The 24665-nt window shown below is 68.2% G+C and carries 18 protein-coding genes; 9 read left to right on the top strand and 9 right to left on the bottom strand.

Features of this window, described 5'->3' with window-relative positions; all coding sequences use genetic code 11:
* Together G3T36_RS08575 and G3T36_RS08580 are read right to left on the bottom strand one after the other, a co-directional pair.
* Window positions 1–1815 (bottom strand): pectate lyase-like domain-containing protein, encoded by a 1815-nt coding sequence (locus tag G3T36_RS08575; RefSeq protein ID WP_240148415.1) that lies wholly within the window; start codon window positions 1813–1815, stop codon window positions 1–3.
* Between the two features lie 181 nt (window positions 1816–1996).
* Window positions 1997–3805 carry a DEAD/DEAH box helicase gene (locus G3T36_RS08580; protein ID WP_163289341.1) on the bottom strand — a complete coding sequence of 603 codons (1809 nt, stop codon included), beginning with the start codon at window positions 3803–3805 and terminating at the stop codon, window positions 1997–1999.
* A 95-nt stretch (window positions 3806–3900) separates the two neighbouring features.
* Here G3T36_RS08580 and G3T36_RS08585 point away from each other — a divergent pair, with 95 nt between their 5' ends.
* The 5 genes from G3T36_RS08585 to G3T36_RS08600 all read left to right on the top strand — a co-directional run bounded on the left by G3T36_RS08585 (window position 3901) and on the right by G3T36_RS08600 (window position 11400).
* Entirely contained in the window at window positions 3901–5175 is a 1275-nt protein-coding gene (locus G3T36_RS08585; protein ID WP_163289343.1) for an MFS transporter, read from the top strand.
* A gap of 3 nt (window positions 5176–5178) precedes the next feature.
* The gene (locus G3T36_RS19515; protein WP_193571050.1) at window positions 5179–5352 is read left to right on the top strand and encodes a hypothetical protein; all 174 of its coding nucleotides are present in this window, start codon (window positions 5179–5181) and stop codon (window positions 5350–5352) included.
* 941 nt (window positions 5353–6293) lie between these two features.
* Entirely contained in the window at window positions 6294–7808 is a 1515-nt protein-coding gene (locus G3T36_RS08590) for an MFS transporter (RefSeq protein WP_163290254.1), read from the top strand.
* A 174-nt stretch (window positions 7809–7982) separates the two neighbouring features.
* Window positions 7983–9383, top strand: coding sequence for a sigma 54-interacting transcriptional regulator (locus G3T36_RS08595; protein WP_163289344.1), 1401 nt, complete (start codon window positions 7983–7985; stop codon window positions 9381–9383).
* The gene (locus tag G3T36_RS08600) at window positions 9376–11400 is read left to right on the top strand and encodes a vWA domain-containing protein (protein ID WP_163289346.1); all 2025 of its coding nucleotides are present in this window, start codon (window positions 9376–9378) and stop codon (window positions 11398–11400) included. Before G3T36_RS08595 ends, G3T36_RS08600 begins: the two co-directional genes overlap by 8 nt.
* Window positions 11401–11520: 120 nt before the next feature.
* Here the strand turns inward: G3T36_RS08600 and G3T36_RS08605 are convergent, their stop codons facing one another.
* From G3T36_RS08605 to G3T36_RS08630, 6 genes are all read right to left on the bottom strand, one after another.
* The gene (locus G3T36_RS08605) at window positions 11521–12711 is read right to left on the bottom strand and encodes an OmpA family protein (RefSeq protein WP_163289347.1); all 1191 of its coding nucleotides are present in this window, start codon (window positions 12709–12711) and stop codon (window positions 11521–11523) included.
* A gap of 25 nt (window positions 12712–12736) precedes the next feature.
* Window positions 12737–13624: a hypothetical protein gene (locus G3T36_RS08610; protein ID WP_240148416.1), complete on the bottom strand. Its 888-nt coding sequence runs from the start codon at window positions 13622–13624 to the stop codon at window positions 12737–12739.
* Window positions 13625–13643: 19 nt separating this feature from the next.
* Window positions 13644–14000, bottom strand: coding sequence for a hypothetical protein (locus G3T36_RS08615; protein ID WP_163289349.1), 357 nt, complete (start codon window positions 13998–14000; stop codon window positions 13644–13646).
* A complete protein-coding gene (locus tag G3T36_RS08620; RefSeq protein ID WP_163289351.1) occupies window positions 13987–14634 on the bottom strand; it encodes a hypothetical protein in 648 nt (215 codons plus the stop codon). Before G3T36_RS08620 ends, G3T36_RS08615 begins: the two co-directional genes overlap by 14 nt.
* 118 nt (window positions 14635–14752) lie before the next feature.
* The gene (locus tag G3T36_RS08625) at window positions 14753–18112 is read right to left on the bottom strand and encodes a galactose oxidase-like domain-containing protein (RefSeq protein ID WP_163289353.1); all 3360 of its coding nucleotides are present in this window, start codon (window positions 18110–18112) and stop codon (window positions 14753–14755) included.
* A 342-nt stretch (window positions 18113–18454) separates the two neighbouring features.
* Entirely contained in the window at window positions 18455–19111 is a 657-nt protein-coding gene (locus tag G3T36_RS08630; RefSeq protein ID WP_163289355.1) for a TetR/AcrR family transcriptional regulator, read from the bottom strand.
* 117 nt (window positions 19112–19228) lie between these two features.
* Here G3T36_RS08630 and G3T36_RS08635 point away from each other — a divergent pair, with 117 nt between their 5' ends.
* Entirely contained in the window at window positions 19229–20749 is a 1521-nt protein-coding gene (locus G3T36_RS08635) for an MFS transporter (protein ID WP_163289357.1), read from the top strand.
* Between the two features lie 48 nt (window positions 20750–20797).
* Here the strand turns inward: G3T36_RS08635 and G3T36_RS08640 are convergent, their stop codons facing one another.
* Window positions 20798–23317 carry a winged helix-turn-helix domain-containing protein gene (locus tag G3T36_RS08640; RefSeq protein WP_163289358.1) on the bottom strand — a complete coding sequence of 840 codons (2520 nt, stop codon included), beginning with the start codon at window positions 23315–23317 and terminating at the stop codon, window positions 20798–20800.
* Between the two features lie 218 nt (window positions 23318–23535).
* On the opposite strand from G3T36_RS08640, the gene G3T36_RS08645 reads away from it, so the two are divergent.
* From G3T36_RS08645 to G3T36_RS08655, 3 genes are read left to right on the top strand one after another with little or no spacing between them, the layout of a single operon-like run.
* Window positions 23536–23793 carry a DUF8691 family protein gene (locus G3T36_RS08645; RefSeq protein ID WP_163289360.1) on the top strand — a complete coding sequence of 86 codons (258 nt, stop codon included), beginning with the start codon at window positions 23536–23538 and terminating at the stop codon, window positions 23791–23793.
* A gap of 42 nt (window positions 23794–23835) precedes the next feature.
* Complete coding sequence (locus G3T36_RS08650) at window positions 23836–24267, top strand: DUF6325 family protein (RefSeq protein ID WP_163289362.1); 432 nt, start codon at window positions 23836–23838, stop codon at window positions 24265–24267.
* 21 nt (window positions 24268–24288) lie between these two features.
* Entirely contained in the window at window positions 24289–24645 is a 357-nt protein-coding gene (locus G3T36_RS08655; protein ID WP_240148418.1) for an SHOCT domain-containing protein, read from the top strand.
* Window positions 24646–24665: the final 20 nt, after the last annotated feature.

Here is a 24665-nt window from a genome sequence, read left to right on the forward strand (position 1 = left end):
TTACGGACCAGAGACGACGTAGACGGGAACGCCGATGTGCGCGGTGGTGGCCGCGCCACCGGTGTCGTTCACGACGTGATCCAGTGTGCCGGCGCCGAGGTTGACGGTGAGCAGGTCGTGGAGCTGGATGCCCGGCTTCACCGGCACCTCGAAGCCGCGGGTGGCGTGCAGCGTCGGGTCGACGTTCGTGAAGATGTACGAGCCTCCGCCCCACAGCTGGTTCGTCGTGACGTTGTCGGCGACCTTGTAGGCGGCCCAGCCGAATACCCCGTCGTGCCGCCAGGCGGCCTGGTTCGGCGCGTCGTAGGGCAGCTCGTTCTGGAAGAAGACGGTCTTTCCGTTCTCCCCGTTCCAGATCACGTTGTACTTCTGGTAATGCTCGACGAACAGCCCGGTCGCTGTGACGTCGTCGCCGTTGACCACGACGCCGGTGTCGGCGGTGTTCGTGGTCCAGCCGACGCCCGTGCCGTGGTCGGCGCGCCACGCCCAGATGTCGTCCAGGATGACGTTGCTGCTGTTCACGACCAGGCTCACGGTCGCTTTGCCGGCGTGCGGGCCGCCGACCCGGAAGAACACATCCTGCAGTGCGGTCGGCCCGGAGCCCCGGTTCGCGCCGTGGTCGCCCCGCTCGCCGTGCCCGGTGCCCAGCTGAAGCAGCGCGGGCGAGTTCACGGTACCCGCGTCGATCATCAGCCCGGCGATGTCGACGCCGCCCACATCGCCGACGGTCAACGGAATCGCACCGTCGACAGCCGTCAGGGTCGCAACACCGAGCCCGAGGACGATCGTGTCCGGGTGGTTGACGCGGATGCTGCGGTCGACGTTGTAGACCCCGGGTGTCAGCAGCAGGTTCTTCCCGCGGGCGAGCTGCTTGTCGATGGCCTTGGCCGTGTCCGACGGCCTGGCCACGTAGAAGCTGCTCAATGGCAGTGATCGCCCGGGGGTCTGGCCGACCGTCCAGGTCGGTCCCGATGAGTCGGTGCGGGCGGCCGGGACGAACACGTTGTACGCGCCGGCCGCATCCACGTACAGGTACGGCTTCTCACGACTGGCCGGGGTGGTGGCGAGTGTCGTGTACGGCGGCGTCGGGAAGGACTGGGCCGGCGCCCCGGTCACTCCGGAGAAGACCTGGTTCCAGACGCCGTTCGACCACCCTCCGATGCTGCTGTCGCGGGTCAGGAACTGCTGCTGCGAACCGTTGACGATGTTCCTCGTCTGCGAATCGGCGAGGAAGCCGCCGCTCGCGTACTGCGGCCCGGCGGTGCAGTAGTCCATGAAGGTGAGGTTGCCCCTCACGTTGACCCGGCGCAGCGGCGCCGCTTGGGACACCGCCCAGAACTCGGTGTTGGTGCGGCAGCCGGATCCGCCGACGGGGTTGATGGTGAGGTTCGACATCGAGCGCCAGAAGTTGTCGAGCGCGATGCAGTTGTTCGCCGAGAGGCAGCGGTTGAAGACGTTCACCTCGCCGTTGATCGTGACGTCGGTGGGGGACTGTCCGAGGCCGGCGATCTCGGTGTAGTAGCCGACCTGGAAGACCAGCGGATGCGTGACCGAACCGTAGGTTCCCGGCTTGAACAGGAGCGCGTAGCGCTGCGTCCCCATCTCGTTGTCGACCTGCGTTGCCGCGATGCTGTCCACAGTCGCCTGGATCTGGCTCTGCGGCATGCTCGGATCGAAGACGATGACGTTCGGTCCGAAGTCGGGGGAGGCCGGAACCGGCGGCGGCGGAGCCGCGGTCGCGGTCTGGGCGGCTCCCAACCCTGCGACAGCGAGGGCGGCGGCGGCGATGAGGACGAAGAGCTTCCGAGGCATCATTACCTGATTTCTGGCAGGTCGGAGGAATCCCCGCAATGCCTGGTGCCTCGGGTTTACGCTTCAGGCAGTCACCAACGGGGCCGGATCCTGGTGGAGTCCGAGCCGACGCCGAGTATTCAATTCTCGACAGGCCCGCGTGTCAATGGTTGCCGTGCATTTGCCACAGCCGAATCGCCAGCGCTCAGTTGCCGGTGCGCGGCTTGCGCGGTGGCCGGTCGTCCCGGTCGTCCCGGCGACCTCCCCGGCCCCGGTCGGGACGGATCTCGATGAGCTTGCCGCTGATCCGGGTGTCCCGGAGCCTGTCGAGCACATCGCCGGGCAGGTCGGCCGGAAGCTCCACCAGCGAGAAGTCGGGCAGGATCTTGATCGCCCCGAAATCCTCCCGGCTCAGTCCGCCTTCGTTGGCGAGCGCCCCGACGATCTGGCGCGGCTCCACCTTCTGGCGGCGGCCGACCTCGATGCGGTACGCCGCCATCGGGCCGCTGCTCGGCCGTGTGCGGCGCTCGGGACGCTCGGGACGCTCGGTCCGTCCGCCGCGAGCCCCGCGGTCATCGCGTGCGCCGCGGTCGGAACGATCCGGCCGGTCATCCCGTGAGCGGTCATCGCGTTCGACACGGCGCGCGAGTGCGTCGTCGGCCGAGAGCAGCAGCGGCTCCTCGCCCTGTGCAACCACCGCGAGCGCAGCCGCCACGTCGGCCTCCGGCACATCGTGGTGCTCGACGTAGTGACCGATGATGTCGCGGAAACGCGAAATGCGCTCTTCCTGGTTGAGCGCCTCGGTGATCGCATCGTCGAAGCGGGCGAGGCGAGTGACGTTCACGTCCTCGACTGTGGGCAGCTGCATCTGGGTGAGCGGCTGCCGGGTCGCCTTCTCGATAGCCGAGAGCAGGCGGCGCTCGCGGGGAGTCACGAAACTGATCGCGGCGCCGCTGCGGCCCGCGCGACCGGTCCGGCCGATGCGGTGGACGTAGGACTCGGTGTCGATGGGGATGTCGTAGTTGACCACATGGCTGATGCGTTCGACGTCGAGGCCGCGCGCCGCCACATCCGTCGCCACCAGGATGTCGAGCTTGCCCGACCGGAGCTGCTCGACCGTGCGTTCGCGCTGGACCTGGGCGACGTCGCCGCTGATCGCCATCGCCGAATAGCCGCGAGCGCGCAGCTTCTCGGCGAGCGTCTCCGTCTCGTTCTTGGTGCGGACGAAGACGATCATCCCTTCGAAGTTCTCCACTTCGAGGATGCGCGTGAGCGCGTCGACCTTCTGCGGGTACGACACCATCAGGTAGCGCTGGGTGGTGTTCGCCGAGGTCGTGGTCTTGTTCTTGACCGTGACCTCTTCAGGGTCGTGCAGGTACTTCTTCGAGATCCGGCGGATCTGCGCGGGCATGGTGGCCGAGAAAAGGGCGACCTGCTTGTCGTCCGGGGTGTCGGCGAGGATCGTCTCGACGTCTTCGGCGAATCCCATCTTGAGCATCTCGTCGGCCTCATCGAGCACGAGGTACTTGAGCTCGGAGAGGTCGAGCGTGCCCTTCTCGAGGTGATCCATGATGCGCCCCGGGGTCCCGACCACGACGTGGACTCCGCGACGCAGCGCCGACAGCTGCACGCCGTAGCCCTGGCCTCCGTAGACCGGGAGCACGTGCACGCCCCGGATGTGGGCGGCGTACTTCTCGAACGCCTCGCACACCTGCAGCGCCAGTTCGCGCGTCGGCGCGAGGACCAGCGCCTGCGGGACCTTCTGCGACGTGTCCAGGCGCGAGAGGATCGGCAGCGCGAAGGCGGCCGTCTTGCCGGTGCCGGTCTGCGCGAGGCCGACGACGTCGCGGCCGGCGAGCAGCAGGGGGATGGTCGCGGCCTGGATGGCCGACGGGGTCTCGTACCCGACATCCTTGAGCGCTCTGAGCGTCGGCTCGCTCAATCCGAGTTCGGAGAAGGTGATCGCGTCGCTGGCAGTGTCTGCCTCGCTGGGCGCTGTATCCGGAGGCGTCATGGTTCAACGGTAGTCCCCGAACCCTAGCCCTCAGCACCCGATCGGGTCGATGATGGGTTCGTGGATGAAGGCGACGCCGCGAACGGTGCCGGGTCATGAACCCGGCATCCCGTCGTGTGCAGCGCATCTACCTGACGCTCCTCCTCGGAAACACCCTCGCGGCCTCGTTCATCTGGGGCATCAACACGATCTTCCTCCTCGACGCGGGGCTGACGAATTTCGAGGCATTCGCCGCCAACGCCTTCTTCACCGCGGGAATGGTGATCTTCGAGATCCCGACCGGGGTGGTTGCCGACACGATCGGCCGCAAGGCGTCCTACCTGCTCGGCACCATCACGCTCTCGGTCACGACCGGGCTGTACTGGATGCTCTGGCTCATGCATGCGCCGTTCGTGTGGTGGGCGATCGTCTCGATCCTGCTCGGGCTGGGTTTCACCTTCTTCTCGGGAGCCGTGGATGCGTGGCTTGTGGATGCGCTCACCTTCACCCAGTACACCGGCAGTCTCGAAACCGTCTTCGGCCGGGGCCTGGTGGTCACGGGCATAGCCATGTTCACCGGCTCCGTGCTCGGCGGGGTGATCGCGCAGGCGACCAACCTCGGGGTCCCCTTCCTCATCCGTGCAGGGATCCTCGTCGTGATGCTCGTCTTCGCTGCGTTCGTGATGAAGGACCTCGGGTTCACGCCCGACAAGTCGAGGGGTCCGATCAAGGCGACCAGGAACATCCTGGCGATGTCGATCGAGCACGGCCTGAAGAAGCGCTCCGTGCGATACATCATCCTGGCGGCGCCGTTCGCATCCGGTGTCGGCATCTACGCGTTCTACGCTCTGCAGCCCTACCTGCTCCAGCTGTACGGCGACAAGACGGCGTACTCGATCGCCGGTCTCGCTGCTGCGATCCTGTCGTTGTCGCAGGTCGCCGGTGGAATGCTCGCATCACGCGTGCGCAGGCTGTTCGCCCGTCGCACGAGCACGATCATCGGCGCCTCGATCGCCAGCGTCGTCGCCCTCGTGGTGCTCGGAGTGACGAGCCTGTTCTGGCTGGCCGTGGTGTTCCTGGTTATCTGGGGCTTCGTCTTCGCGGTCGCGGGGCCGATACAGCAGTCCTACATCAACGACATGATCCCCTCGAAGCAGCGTGCCACGGTGCTGTCGTTCGAATCGTTGTTCGGCAGCTTGGGCGGGGTGTTCATCCAGCCCGCCCTCGGCCGCGCAGCAGACGTGTGGGGGTACGGAACATCATTCGTGATCGGCGGGGCGATCCAGCTGATCGGCATCCCATTCCTGTTCGCCAGCCGGCGCCAGCAGGATCCAGCCGACACCATCAAGACACGAGACGAAGCGGCCCCGGCCGCACCGGAGGTGGCGTGACCCATGAGAACAGGCATCGCAGTAATCATTTCGTTCGTCCTCTTCCTGGGCGGAATCGTCGTGCTCGGCTATGCGACGACCCTGCCGGCCTGGCAGGGACTGGTCTTCTTCCTGGGGATCGTCTCGATCGCGCTGTCGATCGCGATCCCCGTACACCTGCTGCCCAAGCTCGACTAGCGGGCGCGCCCCGCTGCGTCCTGGGCGCGTCCCCGCCATGTCCCCGCCGCATCCCCGCCACGTCCCCGCCCGTCCCCGCCACTTCGGGACAAGCCCGCCACCTCGAGCTGGCCGGCACGTACCGAACTGGCGGGTTCGTCGCGATTGTGCCCGTTTGGTACGTCTAGCGCTTCACCATCCGGCTCCGCGCACCAGGCGAACCCTAAGGACCTACGAACCATGTCTGATGGTCGCCGCAGCCTTCGGGGAGGTATTGGATCTTCGACGGCACGCCACCTCCGCCGCCGAACTCAACCGAGTCGCCTTCGCGGTATTCGTGCCCTTGCCATGTCAGGACGCCATCGTGCCAGGATGCGTCGCCCGATGGAAACACGGGCACCGCGAGAGATCCGTCGGTCCCCTCAACGGTCACACACCCGTTCGAGAGTCGAAGCGTGCCCCTGAGAAGCGCATCCATGCCGGTAGCCGGCGCAGGATAGGTTGCCAAGGGGTTGATCGCTGCCGCTTGGCTTTCTGCACCGGGTGACTGACTACCGACAGCCGCGCAACCGACCAAGAAGGCGGGCAGAACAAGTAGGAAAAGCACTAGTGAGCGTGCCGGCCGAGTCATGAGATTCATCCTACGTGCCGATTGTTGGGTGGCCAGCTAGCCCTCCCACGGGCGGCACTCGGACATCCCCGCCACGTCGGGACAAGCCCGCCACCTCGAGCTGGCCGGCACGTACCGAACTGGCGGGTTCGCTGGTGACTGCTTCGGCACGCCCCGGCCCAGCTGACCGGCATCACCCGGAACGGATGACGACGCGGCAGCCGCGCCGACCCTAGGGTGAGGGGATGCACGGCAATCCCGGAGCGGGCAGGAGCCGGCGGTGACCGAGGAACAGGCCGACGCCACTGACAAGACCGCGGCCTTCAACGGGCGGCTGGCGCTGCTGCTCGCGATGGCGATGTTCGTGCTCGTGGTCGACACGTCGATCATGAACGTCTCGATCTCCGCGGTCGTGCACGACCTGCACTCGACGGTCAGCAGTGTCCAGTCGGCGATCGCGCTCGAGGCGCTCGTGTCGGCCGCGTTCATCCTCATCGGAAGCAAAGTGGGCGACCTGATCGGGCGCAAACGCGCCTACGTGCTCGGGCTCCTGGGGTATGCGGCGGGCGCCATCGCGATGACGCTCGCGCAGAGCATCCTCGCGATCATCGTGTTCTGGGCGGTGATCGGCGGCCTCGGTGCATCCCTGCTCCTGCCGGCGATGCAGTCGCTCATCCACGGGAACTTCCACGGCACCGGCCAGACGCGGGCGTATGCGCTCGTGGGGGCATCCGCCGCCATCGCCGCCGCCGTCGGACCCCTGCTCGGCGGTTTCATCACCACGTTCCTGTCGTGGCGTATCGCGTTCCTGCTCGAAGCCGTGATCATCGCGATCGTGCTCATCGGCATCAAACTCGTGCACGATGTGCCGTACACCGGGTCGCGAGCGGTCGACTGGGTGGGTTCGCTGCTTTCGGTCGTCGGCATGGGCGGGATCGTGCTCTCCATCCTCGCGTGGCAGGAAGGCGTCGGGTCGGTCGGAGCGCTGCTCGCGGTCGGCATCCTCGGGCTGGTCGGGCTCGTCTTCTGGCTCCGGCGGCGCAAACGGCTCGGCAAGGCGACGCTCCTCGACCCTGGACTGTTCTCATCGAAGCATTTCCGCTTCGGGATCTCGCAGCAGATGCTGCAGCAGATCGCCCTCGGCGGCACCATGATCGTGCTCCCGATCTACCTGCAGATGGTCTTCGAATACAACGCTCTGCAGGCGGGGCTGTCGATCGCGCCGCTGTCGCTGACCATGTTCGCGATCGCTGCCCTCGCGGGAAGGCGGGCGGGGCGTCGCCGACCCGTGGTGCTCATCCGCTGGGGGTTCGCGCTGCTGTGCCTCGGGCTGGTCATCCTCATCCCCATCGTGCCGCGCGCGGACTCCGGCTGGTGGCTGCTCGTGCCGCTCGTGATCTCGGGTGCCGGGCTCGGGTTCATGGTGTCGCAGCTCAACAACTACACGCTGTCGCCGATCTCGGATGAGCGGGTCAGCGAAGCCGCGGGCGTCAACTCGGCCGCGGGCTCGTTCGGGCTCTCGTTCGGCCTCGCGTTCGCGGGCGCGATCCTGCTTGCTGCCCTCGTGCCCATCTTCACGAACCTGACGACGTCCAGCACGGTGCTGCCGGAGGCGGAGCAGCAGCAGATCGTCCAGACCCTCGAACACGACGCCGAGGTCATGAGCAACACCCAGCTCGCCACGCTGCTGGAAGGCCAGCCGGCCGACGTGAAAGCCGAAGTGATCCGTATCAACACGGAGGCGCGGCCGCTCGCGCTCCAGATCGCGCTGCTGGTGCCGCTCGCGGCCGGGCTCATCGGGCTCGGCCTGTCGTTCAGGATGATCCGGCTCCCCGACATCGTGCTCAAGGAGATGCCGGCCCTGTAGGCGTCTGCCTCCCGCGTGCCCGCCAGGTCGGGACGTGCCCGCCCGCTCGACGTGGCGGGCACGTCCCGACCTGGCGGGCACGCGGCCACCCGCGCAGATGGCGCGCAGGTTTCGGGATGCTCCCTTTTCGCTGAGTCCGGACCAATCGCCTCTGCGCGGGTTTAGCCTGAAAAGGTGACGACGACGGCGACTCAGGCTCCCAATATCACGACGGTAGGAGAGCTGCGTGCCTCCGGCCACCTCCAGAAGCCGTTGCGGGTCGAGATCCGCGACAATCTGCTGGCGAAACTGCGGGCCGGGGACGATCCGTGGCCCGGTCTCCACGGCTTCGAGTCCACGGTCATCCCGCAGCTCGAGCGCGCCCTCCTCGCCGGCCATGACGTCGTGCTCTTGGGCGAGCGCGGCCAGGGCAAGACCCGCATCCTGCGCACGCTCGGCGGACTGCTCGACGAGTGGACCCCGGTGATCGCGGGGGCGGAACTGGGCGAGCATCCGTACGATCCGATCACGCACGAGTCGCAGCGTCGCGCGCTCGAACTCGGCGACCGGCTCCCGGTCGCGTGGCGGCACCGCGACGAACGGTACGTGGAGAAGCTCGCGACACCGGACACGTCCGTCGCCGACCTCATCGGCGACGTCGACCCGATGAAGGTGGCGGAGGGCCGCTCCCTCGGCGACCCGGAGACCATCCACTTCGGCCTCATCCCGCGCAGCCATCGCGGCATCGTCGCCATCAACGAACTGCCCGACCTCGCCGAGCGCATCCAGGTCGCCATGCTGAACGTGATGGAGGAGCGCGACATCCAGGTGCGCGGCTACGTGCTGCGCCTGCCGCTCGACGTCCTCGTCGTGGCGAGCGCCAACCCCGAGGACTACACCAACCGCGGGCGCATCATCACGCCGCTCAAAGACCGGTTCGGCGCGGAGATCCGCACGCACTACCCGACCAGGCTGGAGGCGGAGGTGGCCGTGATCCGTCAGGAGGCCGACCTGGTCGCCGACGTGCCCGACCACCTGGTGGAGATCCTGGCGCGTTTCACCCGCAACCTTCGCGAGTCGTCGTCGGTGGACCAGCGCAGCGGGGTGAGCGCCCGGTTCGCGATCGCCGGCGCCGAGACGATCGCGGCTGCCGCCCTGCATCGCGCGACGACGCAGGGTGAGGACGAGGCCGTCGCGCGCGTGGTCGACCTGCAGGCGGCGGTCGACGTGCTCGCCGGCAAGATCGAGTTCGAGACCGGCGAAGAGGGCCGCGAATCCGAAGTGCTCACGCATCTGCTGCGCACGGCGACGGCGGATGCGGTGCGCCAGCATTTCGCCGGCCTCGACTTCGGGCCCCTGGTCGCCGCGATCGAGGACGGCGCCATGGTCACGACGGGCGAGCAGGTGACGGCGCGGCAGTTCCTGTCGGAGCTTCCCGTGCTCGGCGAGTCCGAGCTCTACGACGACATCGCCGATCGTCTCGAAGCGGTGGGATCGGGTGAGATCGCGGCGGCGATCGAACTCGCGCTCGAGGGCCTCTACCTCGCCCGCAAGGTCGGCAAGGACACGGATGGGATCGAGACGGTCTATGGCTAGGGGGCGCACCCACTTCCGGCGGTACGACGGCGGGGATCCGCTCGCGCCGCCCGTCGACATCGCCGAAGCTTTGGATGCGATCGGCGAGTCCGTCATGGGCGGCACCTCGCCGGAGCGGGCGATGAACGAGTTCCTCCGTCGCGGCGGCCGTAACCAGACCGGACTCGACGACCTGGCGCGCCGGGTGGCCGAACGCCGGCGTGACCTGCTGCGCAGGCACAACCTCGACGGCACGCTCAACGAGGTGAAGAAACTCCTCGACCACGCGGTGCTCGAGGAACGCAAGCAGCTCGCACGCGATGCGCTGATGGATGACGACGAGCGCGCCTTCGCCGAGATGCGCCTCGAGAACCTGCCGGCGTCGACCGCCGCGGCGGTGACCGAGCTGAGCGACTACGACTGGAGATCCCCCCAGGCCAGGGCCGACTACGAGAAGATCAAAGACCTGATGGGCCGCGAACTGCTCGACCAGCGGTTCGAGGGCATGAAGGAGGCGATGGAGAACGCGACCGACGAGGATCGCGCCGCCATCAACGAGATGCTCACCGACCTGAACAGCCTGCTGGAGAAGCACCGGCTCGGTGAGGACACCGAGCAGGACTTCGACGACTTCATGAGCAAACACGGGCAGTTCTTCCCCGACAACCCGCAGAATGTGGATGAGCTCATCGACTCCCTCGCGAAGCGCTCGGCTGCAGCGCAGCGGATGCTCAACTCGATGACGCAGGAACAGCGGGACGAGCTCATGCAGCTCTCCGCGCAGGCGTTCGGCACCCCCGAACTGATGCAGTCGCTCTCGCAGCTCGACGCGAACCTCCAGGCGCTGCGGCCGGGGGAGGACTGGCGCGGATCGCAGCGGTTCGACGGCGAGCAATCGCTGGGCCTGGGCGACGGCACCGGCGTGCTGCAGGATCTCGCGGACCTCGACGAGCTCTCCGAGCAGCTGTCGCAGTCGTACCGCGGCGCCCGGATGGACGACATCGACCTCGACACCCTGTCGCGGCAACTGGGCGACGACGCTGCCGTGTCGGCGCGCACCCTGCGCGAACTGGAGAAGACCCTCCGCGACAGCGGAACGCTGCGGCGTGATTCGGCCGGAGCGCTCAAGCTCACACCGAAGGCCATGCGCCAGCTCGGCAAGACCCTGCTGAAGGACATCGCGAACCGGATGTCGGGTCGGCAGGGCCAGCGGGAACTCCACCAGGCGGGGGCGGCCGGCGAGAGCTCGGGCGCGACCCGCGCCTGGGAGTTCGGCGCCACCGAGCCGTGGGACATTCCGCGCACGATCCTGAACGGCGTGCGTCGTCGCGCCGGGGACGGGGGAGGCGGCCGGCTCGTCGCCGTGGACGACATCGAGGTGCAGGAGACCGAAGCGCGCACCCAGGCGGTGGTCGCACTCCTCGTGGACACGTCGTTCTCGATGGCGCTCGACAACCGGTGGATCCCGATGAAGCGCACGGCGCTCGCGCTGCACACGCTCATCCGGTCGCGCTTCCGTGGCGACCACCTGCAGCTCATCGCGTTCGGACGGCATGCCGAGGTGATGGAGATCGAACAGCTCACGGCGCTCGACGCGATGTGGGACAAAGGCACCAACCTGCACCACGCGCTGCTGCTGGCGAACCGGCACTTCCGCAAGCATCCCAACGCGCAGCCGGTGCTGCTGATCGTGACCGACGGTGAGCCGACATCGCACCTGGAGCCGGACGGCTCGGTCAGCTTCTCGTACCCGCCGCATCCGCGCACCATCATGCGCACGTTCGAAGAGCTGGACAATTCGGGGCGGCTCGGCGCGCAGACCACGTTCTTCCGGCTGGGCGACGACCCCGGGCTGGCCCGGTTCACGGCGTCGATGGCCCGGCGGGTCTCCGGGCGCGTGGTCGCGCCGGAACTCGACGACCTGGGAGCCGCCGTCGTCAGCTCCTACCTCGGCTCGCGCGCGTCAGCCCCGGATGCGGACTTCGGCAGCGACTACGGCGAGTGGTTCGGCGGCCGGGGGTTCTGGGTCGGCGGCTGAGCGGCGCGAGTTCGCGGCGTCGCGAATGTCACCGTTTCGGCCGAATGTCATCGGCGGAATGGTCACTCTCGACGCCAACGGTGACACTCGGCTGCTCGGCTGCTCGGCGCCCGGCAGCGGTCAGCCGCAGAGGCCGACGCCGGGAGACGTGAGGATGACCGAGCGGTTCTGCTCGGCGAGAGCATCCGAATAGGCGCCGCTCGCATCCGTCTCGCTCTTCCAGCCGCACCACTGGAACCCCACGCCGGTGGTCTGCAGCAGGGATGCGGGAACCCCGAGCTGTACGAGAGCGGCTTTGACCGCATCCGCCCGGCGCTGCGACAGCGCGAGGTCGCGAGCGTTGTTCGTCGCCTGGTCCTTCGACGCGGTGCCGGTGATCGTCACCACCTGGCCGTTCTGTTCGATCGACGGCACCAGCTGGGCGAGCACCGACTGTGCTTTGGCCGGGTCGGAGAAGGTGGCGGTGTCCTTCACGAACAGCAGGTCGCTGTTGCGGATGACGATGGGATGCGTCCAGTCGGTCTTCGTCTGCACCGACTCGACCGGAACCGTCGACACGGCGGGAAGCCCGCTCACGGCGGTTCCGGATGCGGGCTCCGGCAGCAGTGACAGGGTTCCGCCCGCCGCCTTGACGATCGCGGTCCAGATCGCGATGAGGTTGCTGCGCGCCGGAATGGTGAGCGGGGTCTGCGAACCCGCGACATCGCCCATCCCCGACCAGTAGACGGTGACGCCCTTCAGGTCGGAGGGCAGGAGGTTGCGCGACCTCAGGTCGCTGACGACCTGGGCGGGGTCGGCGTACAGGACGCCGCTGGTCGCGAAGTCGAGAGGGTCGGTGGTCTGCAGTCCGCTACCCACGACGAGGACGCCCATCGGCTTCGAACCGAGGTTGCGTGCGGCGCGGTCGATCGAGCCGAGGAAGTCCACCTGCGGCGTCGTCGCCTTCAGACCGTTGATGTACGCGGTGATCTGGCTGAGCTTGTTGCGCTGGTCGTTCTGGCAGACGATCGCATCCTGTGCGGTGGAGCCGACCAGCGTCGTCCCCATCACCCGGGGCGTGCCGGACGGGACGACTACCGTCACGCTGCCGTTGCTCTTTCCGACGGCCGCCAGCTGTGCGACCGCCGACGACGCCAGTGTGGTCGCCGGCGCATTCGCCGTGCTGCCGGCGACCACGCCCATGTTGCGCTTCTGAGACTGGTCGCAGGCCGCGCCGGCCGCCGTCGCGGATGCGCAGGCGGTCAGACCGCCGCCGATCGCGAGAACGGTGGCGACAGCGAAGCCGGCTCGGGCGAGTCGACGGATGAGCATAGGGTCCTTTCGGTCGGTCAGCAGGTCAGTCGGTCAGCTGCGACGGCTGAACGCTCGGGGCGACTTCGGGAGTCCCCGGCGTCTCGGGGATCTCGGGTATCCGCCGCGCACGCAGCTCGCGGATGATCTGGCTGGTGCTCTCGGGGTCGCGTTCGTGCTGCGCGAGCCGGGTGGCGAGCTGGGCGCGGAGGAGGTCGACGCGGGCGGCGAACGTGATGCGCGCGCCGGTGTAGCGCACCGCATCCTGGTGGTCCAGCTGCTGCGCCTGCTGCGTCGCCTCGCGGGCCTGCACCGCTTCGCCCATGAGCTGGTCGCGATAGCTGCGGAGCTTGTCGGCGTGCGCATGGGCTTTCTCGGCGGCGCTGAGCAGCGGTCGCGTCGTCAGCCAGGCGACGATGAAGCTCACGGCGCCGGAGGTCGCGAGGACGCCGAGCATCAGGAACGCCATGATCGTGTCCGGCGCCGACCAGGAGAAGCCGGTGGTGCCGGTCGACGTCGATCCTCCGACGAGCCCGGAGAGCCCGCCGGCGTTCTGCGCGTCGATGCCCGCCTTGATCCGGGCGATCGTGATGGCCGCGAGCACGGCCACCCAGACGATGATCAGGCCGATCGCGAGGATCGACCAGCGCCGCGACATCACTCCCGCCTGGATGCGCCGCATCAGGATGGCGACGATGTGCGGCAGTGCCACCACGGCGAGCGAGATGCCCAAAGTGATCACGTACATCTGCAGGCCGATCGAGCCGTACTGGCTGTCGTTGCGCAGCAGCAGCGTGAGCGCCTGGGCGAGGAGGATGTAGTCGACCGTGATCATGCCGAGCAGCAGCAGGTACACGAGCACGTGCGCGAACGGTGAGATGTGACCGACGCGGGGACGGATGCGCGGCGGTTTCGAGACGATGTCCCTGGCCATGGGTTTCTCCTTCAGCCGTTCACGCGTAGTTGTGGAACTCGGGGTCGCGCCCGAGGAGCTTGGCGTCGAGGCGCTCGACGGCGATGTCGGCGCGCCTGATCTGGTCGTCGGTGCGGATGATCGCGGTGCGGATGAGCTCTTCGCGCTTCTGCGCAGCGGAGACGCGTTCGGCGCACGTCGCCACATTGCGGGTGCGCTGGCGATCCAGCTCGGCGGCGCCGGCGCGCTCGAAAGCCGAGAGCTCGTGCTCGAAGACCTCGAGGGTCTCCACGTCGACGGCATCCCGCATCCTGCGAAGCCGCCAGAAGAGGCGACGACGGATGCGCCCCGTCGTGGGAACGTCATAGTCGGCCAGCGGCCGGTCACGTCTGGGCATCGGTTCTCCCTTGCCAGAGTTCGAGCAGTTTGGTCTGTTCTTTCGTCGTCAGCCAGTCCGAGCGCCGGAGCACGGGTGCGCGGTCGACCGGGCGATCCTGGGTGCCGGAGCGCCGGTAGGCGCCCCAGTAGATGGCGATCTTCTCGTCCGAGTGGTCGTAGTAGCGGCTCGCGCGCAGGCGGGCCGCCGTGAAGCGGGCGTGGATGACCGCCCCCAGTTCGTCGCGCCGACGTCGGCCCCGGCTGATCCGGCGCTCCAGTCTTCGGAGCTCCTCGAAGATCGGTCCGCGGCCTTCCGCGATCGCTTCGCGGTCGGGCGGTGCGAGTTCGTCGGTCTTCATCTCGTAGGCGGCGAGGTCGTCCTCGAGCGCCCTGGTGAGCATCCGGTACTCGGTGAGCTCGGCGCTGATGCGCGAGAAGAAGCGCTGTTCTTCGCGACGCGCGTAGCCGTTGGCGTGCGCCTGGATCGCCTGCACGGTGGGCGTCGACGGCTCCGCGTCGCCGTCGAACCGGCCGGCGGGCGCGCTGGTGGCGGAGTCCTGGCGGGCCAGTCGTTCGAGTCGTTTGCGGGAGATCATCCCGACCCGCAGTGGTGCACGCGTGGCGCGGGGGACGTTCTGCGAACGGATCGTCATGCCATCCACCCCTATTCCCCAGTTCGGCACAAACCGATGGACCTCGAAGAGTACGCACAGGTCCTGACAAAGTTCTAGGGGATTGTCGAATATCTCCCGATAATCGACGCACGCGTTTCTACAGAGCCGGCCGGATCTCGATCAACGCCAGATCCCACTGGTCGGTCGTCGGAGCTGTGTCGTTGATCGTGACGCTCGTGCCGGACCCGGGGGTCTGCGCGGTCTGGCGCTGGAGCCAGTAGGTGTCACCCGCCGGCGGGAGGTACTGGTCTACGATGGTCTGCCCCGCCCCGGCGGTGTGGGTTCGTGCAGCCGTCCAGTCCGTTCCGACACCCCACACCCACGAGCCGGCCCGTGTGGTCGTCAGCGACGCGGCGGGAGCGCCCGTCGCACCCGATGCTGCCACCGTGGCCCCGGAGGACGCGTCCGCGTTCAGCAGGCCCACCACCGACATCGACGACTGCCACGTGCCGGATGCCTGGGTAGCGGTCACGGTGACGTTGGTGAGCGGTGCGGGCGCGACCGCCTGCCAGATCTCGGCGGTGCCCGCCTGGGCGTTCGACCTCTGTCGGAGGGTCCAGGTCAGACCTCCGCCGCTGACCGACGAGATGGCGGCGCTCCCGCCTGCGCTCGGGCCGTCCGAGCTGATGAAGGCGAGCAGGAGTTCGTTGCTGCCGGTCGTGGTGACGCCGGCCGCGGCGATCGTGGACGTATTCGTGCCCTGATGCGCGGTGGCGATCTTGTCGACCGTGATCGTGCGGTACGTGCCCGAGCTGGTCACCGCCGCCTGCGCCTCGTTGGATGCGGGGCCGAGGTTGTGGGCGGCGTCTTCGGCTGCCACGCGGTAGTAGTAGGTGCCGGCGGCCAGTCCGGTGTCCGTCCAGGTCGTGGTCGTTCCGCCGACCTGGGCGACGCGATTGCCCGCGGCCGGGGTGAATCCTGCGGTCGTCGACCGGTAGATGTCGTAGGTCGTGACGCCGACGTTGTCCGTCGCCGCGCCCCAGGCCAGCGCGGCCTGGCCGGTGCCACCCGTGGCGGTCAGGGCTCCCGGTGCCGACGGAGGAACCGTGTCTTCGTACGGTGCCGGGAAGCGTGTCATCGCTGCGACCGACGGTACGCCAGCCCCGTTGACGATGAACAGCATGTAGTAGCCGGGAGGGGCCGCGTTGCCGTTGGCCGGCAGCTGCACGTTCAGGCCACCCGCGACCTTCGTGAAGCTCAGCGGGATGGTGCGGGTGTTCTGGTCGAAGCCGTGTGTGATCGAGCCGGTCCGCACCAGCATGACCGACCCGATGCCGGCTGCATCCGGGGTCTGGACGAACGCGGTGCTGTTGTACTGCGCCGTCGACGGCGCGGCGGTGATGGTCGGCCTGGCGCCCTTGAACAGGTACGGCGGCGAGTAGATCTGGTAGTTCTCTTCGTTGGTCACCCCGGTGTCGCCACCGCCGCCCGACACGAAGACGCGGCCGTCGGGCAGCAGCAGGGCCACGGAGTGATAGAGCCGCGGCGCCGTCAGGGAGGCGACCGTCGTCCAGGTTCCCGTGCTCGGGTGCCACAGCTCGGCGGGCTTCACGGCGAGCGCCTCGTTCTGCCCCGACTTGTCCGTGCCGCCGCCGGTCGCGAGCACATTGCCGTCGGGAAGGGTCGTGAGGTTGACGAAACTGCGCGCATAGGCCATCGAGGCCGTGGGCTGCCACGTCGGGTTGGGCTGGTTCATGTCGAGCGTGTAGGCGGTCTTGGCGGACTGGCCGCTGAAGCCCCCGTCGGATGCTGTGCCCGCCTTCAGGAACTTGCCCGGCGCGTAGCTGGTCACCGACGCGGCGTCGAGCACACGCGAGTCGATCGTCGTCCACTGCAGCGTCGACATGTCGAGCGACTGCGTCAGCGTCGGGTCCTCGCTCGCGCCGACCTGGAGCACGCGGCCGTCGGGCAACTGGTACATGAAGGGGTAGTAGGGGATGAGCTTGGTCGCGCCCGGCAGCGAGGTCCAGGTGTTGGTCGGCGGGTTGTACACCTCCGGCACCTGCACCAGGTCGGTCGACGTCGTGTCGGAACCGGACGTGACGAGCACCCGGCCGTCGCCGAGAGTCGTGCCGGTCGGATACCAGCGCGGGTAGTTCATCGGTGCGAGCGGCTGCCAGGTCGAGGTCACCGGGTTGAATGCCGTCACCGCCTTGATCCCAAGACCGCCGCTCGTCGCGGTGCCGCCGATCACCGCGATGCGGCCGTCGGCGAGCACGGCCTGGCCGGCGCAGAAGAGGTCGACGGCGGCGTCGGGCACCTGGCTGTAGCTACCGGTCGTCGGATCGAGCAGGTACTGCTGGCCGCCCTGGCTGAAGTCGCCCATCCAGGTGAGGATCTTGCCCGTGTTCGTGAGCGCCGCATGGATCGAGACCTCCGGCCACGGCACGACGGGGCCCCACGATCCGACGACCGACGGGTCGGCGGCGTTGGCGACGGTGACCGTGACGGGAGCGCTCGTCGCGGTGTTGCCTGCGGCATCCGTGGCCGTCGCCGTGAGCGTGTGCGATCCGCCGACAGCTGACGTGGTATCCCACGGCAGCGAGTAGGGGGTGGATGTGAGGGCCGACCCGAGCGGCGACCCATCGAGTGCGAACGCGACGCTCGCAACCCCGACGTTGTCGCTTGCGGAAGCCGACACGGTGACCGTCCCTGACACCGTTGCGCCACCGACGGGGCTGGTCAGCGCCACCGCGGGCGGGGCGGTGTCGACGCCGCCGGTACCGGCCGGCAGGATCTCGATGAGGGAGAGATTCCAGCGATCCGTGGTCGGGGCGGTGTCGTTGATCGTGACGGTGGACGGCGCGGTGACTGTGCCGGGAACGGTCTGCCGCTGGGTCCAGAACGTGTCGCCGACGCTTGCGAGCATCTGGTCCACCTGGGTCTGGCCGATGCCGGTCGTGCGCGGCGTGGCCGTGCTCCAGTCGTCGCCGACCCCCCAGACCCAGGACCCGGTACGCGTCGAGGTCAGGCTGGCGCTCGGGGCGCCGGTCGCCGCACTGTCGCCGCCGACAGCACCCAGCGTCGTCGTGTCGGCGCCGGTGAAGGCGGCGACGGTGAGGGAGGCGACATACGACCCCACGTAGTTCGCCGTCACGGTGGCGTTCGTGAGTGCCGTCGGCGCGACCGCCTGCCAGATCTCAGCGGTTCCGTACTGGCTGTTGGTGCGTTTCCGCAGGCTCCAGGTGAGTCCGCCGCCGGTGACAGTGTTGACCTTGGCGGAGCCCGCCGTCGTCGCGCCGTCGGTGGCGATGAATGCGACGAGCAGCTCTCCGGTATGGCTCGTCGAGAAGGCCGCGGTCGTCACGCTCGCCGCCGGTGTGTTCTGGTGCGCGCTGACCACCACGTCGGTTGCGAGGGGGTCCGCCGCGAACGCGGGGGCAGGGGACAGCGCGAGTGCCGCGAGGCTCACAGCCGTTGTGAGGACCAGTAGGCGGCGCGCGGATTTCCTTTTCATGAGAATGACTCACTTTCATGCTCGACAAAAAGGGTGCGCCTGTCGGGCCTGAAAGTAAAGAGGATCCAGGGGTCGACGGCCGAAATTCCGTGGAGGCACGGAGGGCGCGCACGCGTGCTCGCGGACCGGCCGAGGGCGGGACGAGCCAGGTGTCGAACTCCCGGATCGCGAAGTTTCGCGCGGACCCCGCGTTCACAATTCAGGAGATTCGGCGGATACCTGGCCCAGTTGACCCCTTTCCTGGGCGTGTCGCGGGAAATGGGTCGCAGATCTCCTGAATTGTGAACGCGTGAGGTGCCCGGGTGGCCGGGGCAGACGGGCCGGCGTGCCGGCCGGCGCCGCTCAGGGCCTCGGGGGAGTGATACCCACGGCGGGGAGCAGGACGCCGTCGATCAGGGAGATGAGGAAGTCGCGGTCGACCGGCTTGCGCTGGATCAGCGTGCGGTAGGCGGCCATCGAGGGCGTGAGGACCGACAGGGCGTCGATGTCGCAGTCGGCGGAGATCTCGCCCCGCTCGACGGCGCGGCGCAGCAGGATGCGATTGACCCTGGCTCGCGGTTCGACGATGGCCGCATTGGCCGCGTCGGCGAGTTCGGGCGCGCGTGACAGCATGGACATGAGCCCGGCCATGACCTGCAGCTTCTTCTCGCCGTCTTCGATCGTGTGCGGCTTGATCATCGCGATGAGGTCGCCGCGGAGGGTGCCGGTGTCGGGGAGGTTGGCGAGGTCGAGGTCGACGCTTTTCATGCAGGCGACGGCGTCGATGACGAGTTCGCCTTTGGATGCCCACCGGCGGTAGAGCGTCGCCTTGCCGGCCTTGGCGCGATTGGCGACCATCTCGATGGTCATGCCGTCATAGCCGGTCTCGGCGAGGACGTCGAGCGCGGCCTCGAGAATTTCGGGATCCCGCGTGTGGTCGCGTTTCCGGCCGAGCTTCGTGGGCACGTCGTCCGAGGGCTCTGTGGCGGCCTCGTTCTGCGTGAGGTCGAGCTGCGTCATCGCGGCCATCTCCCTTTGTCGTGCGCGTTCTGCTGAAGCCATCATAGCAGTTAAGGAACCGTTAATATCCGGAACTTCTACTATCCGAAACTGGCCAGTTCCGTATATAGTGTTCACATGCCCCCCACAACTTCCCCTGTTCAGGCCGTCGCTCAGGCGCCCGCGACCACGCGTCACTGGTGGACTCTCGCCACCGTCGCGCTGGCACAGCTCATGGTCGTGCTCGACTCGACCGTCGTCAACATCGCACTCCCGTCGGCCCAGGCCGACCTCGGCTTCACCAACGCCGAACGCCAGTGGATCATCACCGCGTACTCGCTCGCATTCGGCAGCCTGCTGCTTCTGGGAGGCCGGCTCTCCGACCTCATGGGTCGCAAGAGGACCTTCATCATCGGCATGATCGGTTTCGCGGCAGCATCCGCGCTCGGAGGTGCGGCGAACTCCTTCGGGCTGCTCGTCGGGGCCCGCGCGCTCCAGGGCGCATTCGGCGCACTCCTCGCGCCGACCGCGCTGGCCGTGCTGACCACGACGTTCACGATCCCCAAGGAACGCGCTCGGGCCTTCGGCGTGTTCGGAGCGATCGCCGGCGCCGGCGGCGCAGTCGGACTCCTCCTCGGCGGCTTCCTGACCCAGGACCTGAGCTGGCGCTGGAGCCTCTACATCAACGTCTTCATCGCGCTCTTCGCCATCGTCGGAGCCGCCCTGTTCGTGACGTCGGTCAAGCGCTCCGGCCCGCGCCCGAAGCTCGACATCCCCGGCACGGTTCTCGTATCCGGTGCCCTGTTCAGCCTCGTCTACGGCTTCTCGAACGCCGAGACCGACGGCTGGGGCTCACCGCTCACCTGGGGCTTCCTCGCTGCGGCGGTCGTGCTGCTGGTCGCGTTCGTCTTCTGGCAGCGCCGGGCTGCGCATCCGCTGCTGCCGCTGGCCATCGTGCTCGACCGCAACCGCGGCGCCGCCTTCATCTCCGTGCTCATCGCCGGTGCGGGCATGTTCGGCATCTTCCTCTTCGTGACCTACTACATGCAGACCACGCTGCACTTCACGCCCATCCAGACCGGTCTCGGCTTCCTGCCGATGATCGCCATGCTGGTCACCTCCGCGCAGCTGTCGACGAACATCTTCCTGCCGCGGTTCGGGCCGAAGCTCATGGTTCCGTTCGGGATGACGCTGGGCGCGATCGGGATGCTCTACCTCACGCATCTCGACCAGCACAGCACGTACGCTGCAGACATCCTGCCGCCGCTGCTCATCCTCGGCTTCGCAATGGGGTCGATCATGCCGGCGTCGATCCAGACGGCGACCCTCGGTGTCGACCGCGCGTTCGCCGGAGTGGCCTCCGCGACGGTCAACACGAGCCAGCAGGTCGGCGGCTCGCTCGGTACGGCTCTGCTCAACACCCTGGCGGCGACGGCGGCCGCCGACTACCTCGCCTCGCACCTGCCCCCGACTCCGTCGGTCGTGACGGATGCCGCGGTGCACAGCTACTCGGTCGCCTACCTCTGGGGTGCCCTGTTCTTCGCTGTCGGTGCGGTCATCTCGGCACTCCTGTTCCGGCGTCGCGGGCGCGTGGCCGTCCCGGTCGCGCACGACAGCGCGGCCGAGCTCAGGAGCCCAGAGCCGGCCATCGCCCACTGATTCCCACGACGCTGCCGGCGGTGCCCACGGGTGCCGCCGGCACTGCTGTCAGCGGAGCAGGCCGAGTTCCTGCGCACGGACGATGGCCGCACTCCGGTTCGGCACGTCGAGCTTGCGGTAGATGTGCACCATGTGGGTCTTGATCGTGTTCACTGAGACGTAGAAGCGGTCCGCCAGTTCGCCGTTCGTCGAGCGGCTGGGCAGGCAGGCCAGGATCTCGAGTTCCCGTTCGGTCAGGGGCTCGCTCAGGATGGAAGAAGCTGCGGGGGCGAGCGTCGTCGCGGCGCGCTCCAGAACGTGCTCGACGAAAGCCGACCGCTGACCCGGAAGCTGGGCGAGCTGCGCGACGACGTGCGGGCCGGCACGCAGGAACACATCGACGAGCGCGTGCTCCTCCGCCAGCGCAAGCGCCTTCCCGAGCCGTCGCTCCGCCGCCGGCGGACGGCCTTCGACATCGGCGAGCCACGCGCGCAGGAGCAGCCGCTCGACGGTGACGAGAGGCTCGTCGTCGCGTGGCTCGGCTTCCGTCCCCAGTAACGCCCGGGCCCGCTGCGGCTGGAGGTGTGCGAGAGCATACGCGGTCTGCTCGAAGCGCGTGGCAGGAGCATCCGAGCTTTCCGGCTCAGCCGCCCACGGCAGCGAGTCCCTGCCCGAAAGCCGCCGCTCGCGCTGCCTCAGCGCGGTCAGGCGATCGCGAACCACCGGTGGCGGCGGCCCTTCCGGCACGACCGCCAGTTCGGCTGCAGAATCCGTTTGGCCGAGCATGGCACTCACGAGGTGTGCGATCCACATCAGCTGGGTGCGCCTGGTGGCAGCCGCCCGGGCGACCCCTTCGGCGAGCATCCGCTCCGCGTGCTCCGGCTCGGATCGTTCCGCCGCGACGAGGCTCGACGCAAGGTAGGCGTCGGCCGTCGACGGATGCGCGACCAGGTTCGCCTCCTCGGCGATTGCACGTGCCTCGGTCGCGAGCTCCTCGGCTCGGCCCAGACGTCCGCACCAGGCCTCGACGAGCGCCAGCGAACCGAGCGAACTGATGCGCCAGGGTGCGTAGTCGGCACCCTCGGAGCGCGTAGCGAGTTCGAGCCACCGCCTCGCCTCCGCCAGGTCACCGCAGAGGAAGTGGGCGCGACCACCCGAGAACAGGGTCATCGTCCTGAGGGATTCGTAGTGGGTGAGGCCCAGCAGGTCGGGCGTGGACGCGCCCGGGTTCGCATCCAGAAGCGCTAGGGATCGCTTCGCCGCGTCGACCGATGATTCCGGGCGCGGACTCCACCACGCCTCGCAGGCGACGATGGCGTGGGCCACGAGCTGCTGGCTGAGGGTGGCGTCGGGGTCGTTCATCACCCGCCGCAGCGGATCTGCCGCCGCCACGACCTGACCCTCCAGTCCGTGAAGGAACCCGAGCAGCAAAAGCCGGTCGAGTCGATCGTGCACCACGGAGTCGGGGAGGTCGGTCATCCATCGGATCACCGTGCGCAGTTCGCCACGCTCATAGACGTGTGCCCCCCTGGTTCGTACGAGCGTCAGCGCGCGCTCCCATTCCCGGGCGCGCAACAGGTACTCCACAGCGCGCTGCACGTCCCCACGGGCGAGGTACCAGTCGGCGGCGCCCGCAAGAAGCGTGGGTTCGGCTCCCGGTTCTTCGGCACGCAGGTGGTAGCGCAGCAGGTCGCGGAACAGATTGTGGAAGCGGAACCATTCGCGTCGCGTGTCGAGGGGCACGAGGAACATCGATTCGCGCTCGAGCGACTCGAGCCATGACTGTGCGCCGTCCTCTCCCGTGACCTCTGTGATGAGGTCGGCGGACATCTCGTCGAAGGCGGATGCCCGCAGCAGGCTCGTCCGCCGCCGCGACGGCTGCGCCCGCAGCACTTCATCGGTGAGGTAGTCGGCGACCAGCCGGTCGGTTCCGCCGAAGTGCTCGATGAACTCCTCGGGATCGTCACGCCCCTTCATCGTCATCGCGGCCAACTGCAGCCCGGCGACCCACCCTTCGGTGCGAGTGACCAGTGCCGCGACGGCCTCGGGGTCGAACGGCCGCCCGCAGAGCCGTGCGAGCAGTTCGGCCGAGTCGTCGAAGTCGAAGGCGAGGTCGGCACTGCGCAGTTCGACGAGATCACCGTTCAGGCGGTGTCGGCTCCAGCCGAGAGGGAGGTCCATCCGGGTCGAGAAGACGGTGTGGATGTTCGGGGGAGCGAACTCGACGATCCGCTCGAGGTCGTCCAGGAGGCTCCGATTCGTGAGCTGGTGCACGTCGTCGAGGACGATGACGGTCTCGGGCAGAGTCCTCAGGCGCGCCGGCAGCACCTCGAGGAAGGTTTCGCCGAGCCGGCGGCCGCTGATGGATACGGGCGCAGCAGCGTCGAGGAAATGCGGTACGACGCGGGAAAGGGTTGCGACCAGCTTGGCGGCGAAATGGGCGGGGTCGTTGTCTGCCGGGACGATGTCGAGCCAGACGAACGAGCGGTCGGGATGCGTCTCCGCCCACTGTTCGAGCAGCACCGTCTTGCCGGCCCCGGCGGGCGCCACGACGAGCGCGAGCGGCTGCGACAACACTTCGTCGAGCACTCCCCGAAGCGCCGGCCTGTCTATCGCGTGATGTGGAACGCTGTGGTTTTCACCCATAACCCAGCTCTCTCTATCTGCCCTCAGTCTGGCAGGAGTCGTGGCTCGAAGCCACACCCGAATTGGGGTGAGCGGACGGGATCACCCTCTCCGGATGATGACGGCGACGCGGCATGAGCCGACACTGTACGGGAAGGTCGGGGCCAGGCAGGAGAAGCGTCGTGCTCAACGAAACCTACGAGATCGTGATCCGGGGCACACTCAGCCCGGCGGTCCTCGGTGCGTTTCCCGGGTTCGACGTGACCGAAGTCGAGGATGGGTTCACCCATCTGGTCGGCACGGTCCCGGACCAGGCGCGACTCCACGGTCTGCTCGACACCGTCGCCAGCCTGAACATCGAGCTCGTCTCGGTGAACCCGCGCTCGCCCGACGCGACGCGGACGGACCAGCATCAATCAACACGAAGGGAAGAGACATGACAATCGCAGTTCAGGGCCGATTTTCGCGTTCGGGGGCGCATCATGGCTGAATTCGAGTACGGACCGGTCGAGATCTTCCTGATCGGCTTCGACGGCGAGCGCCCGGGGCCCGACGTGGTCAACGCGATCGTCGAACTCGTCAACTCGGGAGTGGTCAGGCTGCTCGACCTGCTCTTCGTGACGCGCTCCTACGAGACAGGCGATGTGGTCGTCCTCGAGGTGGACGAGGTGGCGGACGCGTACGGGCTCCCCGAGTTCGAACTCCTCGAAGTCGGCATCGCCGGCGAGGAGGACGTCTCCGACTTCGCCGGCGACCTCGAACCGGGAACATCGGCGGCGCTCCTCGTCGTCGAGCACGCCTGGGCCCGCAATTTCGCGGAGGCCCTTTTCAACGCAGGCGGGGCGGTGCTGCGCACGGAGCGCATCCCTGCTCCTGTCGTCAACGAGATCGCCGCTTTGAGCGGCGTCGAGTAGATCGTCCGAAGGAGGACAGACATGTTGGGTCGACGGATGGGTCGAGGCGGCCTGGTGCGCGCGGCAGCCACAACGGCGGTCGTCGCAGGAACGGCGACGGCGGTTTCGGGGGGCATACGCGGGCGCCAGGAGGCGAGTCAGCAGCAGGCGGCGGAAGCGCAGGCCTACGAGCAACAGCAGCAGCAGGCGCAGATGCAGTACGCGGCGCAGCAGGCTGTCGCGGCGCAGCAGGCGCAGCAGGCGGCGGCAGCTCCGGCGCCTGCGGCAGCGCCCTCGAACGACATGATGGCGCAGTTGCAGAACCTCGCCTCCATGCACTCGCAGGGCATCCTCTCCGATGAGGAGTTCGCCGCAGCTAAGGCCAAGCTCCTCGGCTGAGTTGTCGAGCAGCCTGGTTG

The organism is Leifsonia tongyongensis (genome assembly GCF_010686705.1).
GTDB lineage: Bacteria > Actinomycetota > Actinomycetes > Actinomycetales > Microbacteriaceae > Diaminobutyricibacter > Diaminobutyricibacter tongyongensis.

Coding starts and splice junctions, on each gene's coding strand:
- G3T36_RS08615 (WP_163289349.1), bottom strand. CDS start 14,000: ATGCCCAGACGTGACCGGCCGCTGGCCGACTATGACGTTCCCACGACG.
- G3T36_RS08605 (WP_163289347.1), bottom strand. CDS start 12,711: ATGCTCATCCGTCGACTCGCCCGAGCCGGCTTCGCTGTCGCCACCGTT.
- G3T36_RS08620 (WP_163289351.1), bottom strand. CDS start 14,634: ATGACGATCCGTTCGCAGAACGTCCCCCGCGCCACGCGTGCACCACTG.
- G3T36_RS08625 (WP_163289353.1), bottom strand. CDS start 18,112: ATGAAAAGGAAATCCGCGCGCCGCCTACTGGTCCTCACAACGGCTGTG.
- G3T36_RS08635 (WP_163289357.1), top strand. CDS start 19,229: ATGCCCCCCACAACTTCCCCTGTTCAGGCCGTCGCTCAGGCGCCCGCG.
- G3T36_RS08630 (WP_163289355.1), bottom strand. CDS start 19,111: ATGACGCAGCTCGACCTCACGCAGAACGAGGCCGCCACAGAGCCCTCG.
- G3T36_RS08585 (WP_163289343.1), top strand. CDS start 3,901: ATGAACCCGGCATCCCGTCGTGTGCAGCGCATCTACCTGACGCTCCTC.
- G3T36_RS08575 (WP_240148415.1), bottom strand. CDS start 1,815: ATGATGCCTCGGAAGCTCTTCGTCCTCATCGCCGCCGCCGCCCTCGCT.
- G3T36_RS08600 (WP_163289346.1), top strand. CDS start 9,376: ATGGCTAGGGGGCGCACCCACTTCCGGCGGTACGACGGCGGGGATCCG.
- G3T36_RS08590 (WP_163290254.1), top strand. CDS start 6,294: ATGGCGATGTTCGTGCTCGTGGTCGACACGTCGATCATGAACGTCTCG.
- G3T36_RS08610 (WP_240148416.1), bottom strand. CDS start 13,624: ATGGCCAGGGACATCGTCTCGAAACCGCCGCGCATCCGTCCCCGCGTC.
- G3T36_RS08580 (WP_163289341.1), bottom strand. CDS start 3,805: ATGACGCCTCCGGATACAGCGCCCAGCGAGGCAGACACTGCCAGCGAC.
- G3T36_RS08650 (WP_163289362.1), top strand. CDS start 23,836: ATGGCTGAATTCGAGTACGGACCGGTCGAGATCTTCCTGATCGGCTTC.
- G3T36_RS08655 (WP_240148418.1), top strand. CDS start 24,289: ATGTTGGGTCGACGGATGGGTCGAGGCGGCCTGGTGCGCGCGGCAGCC.
- G3T36_RS19515 (WP_193571050.1), top strand. CDS start 5,179: ATGAGAACAGGCATCGCAGTAATCATTTCGTTCGTCCTCTTCCTGGGC.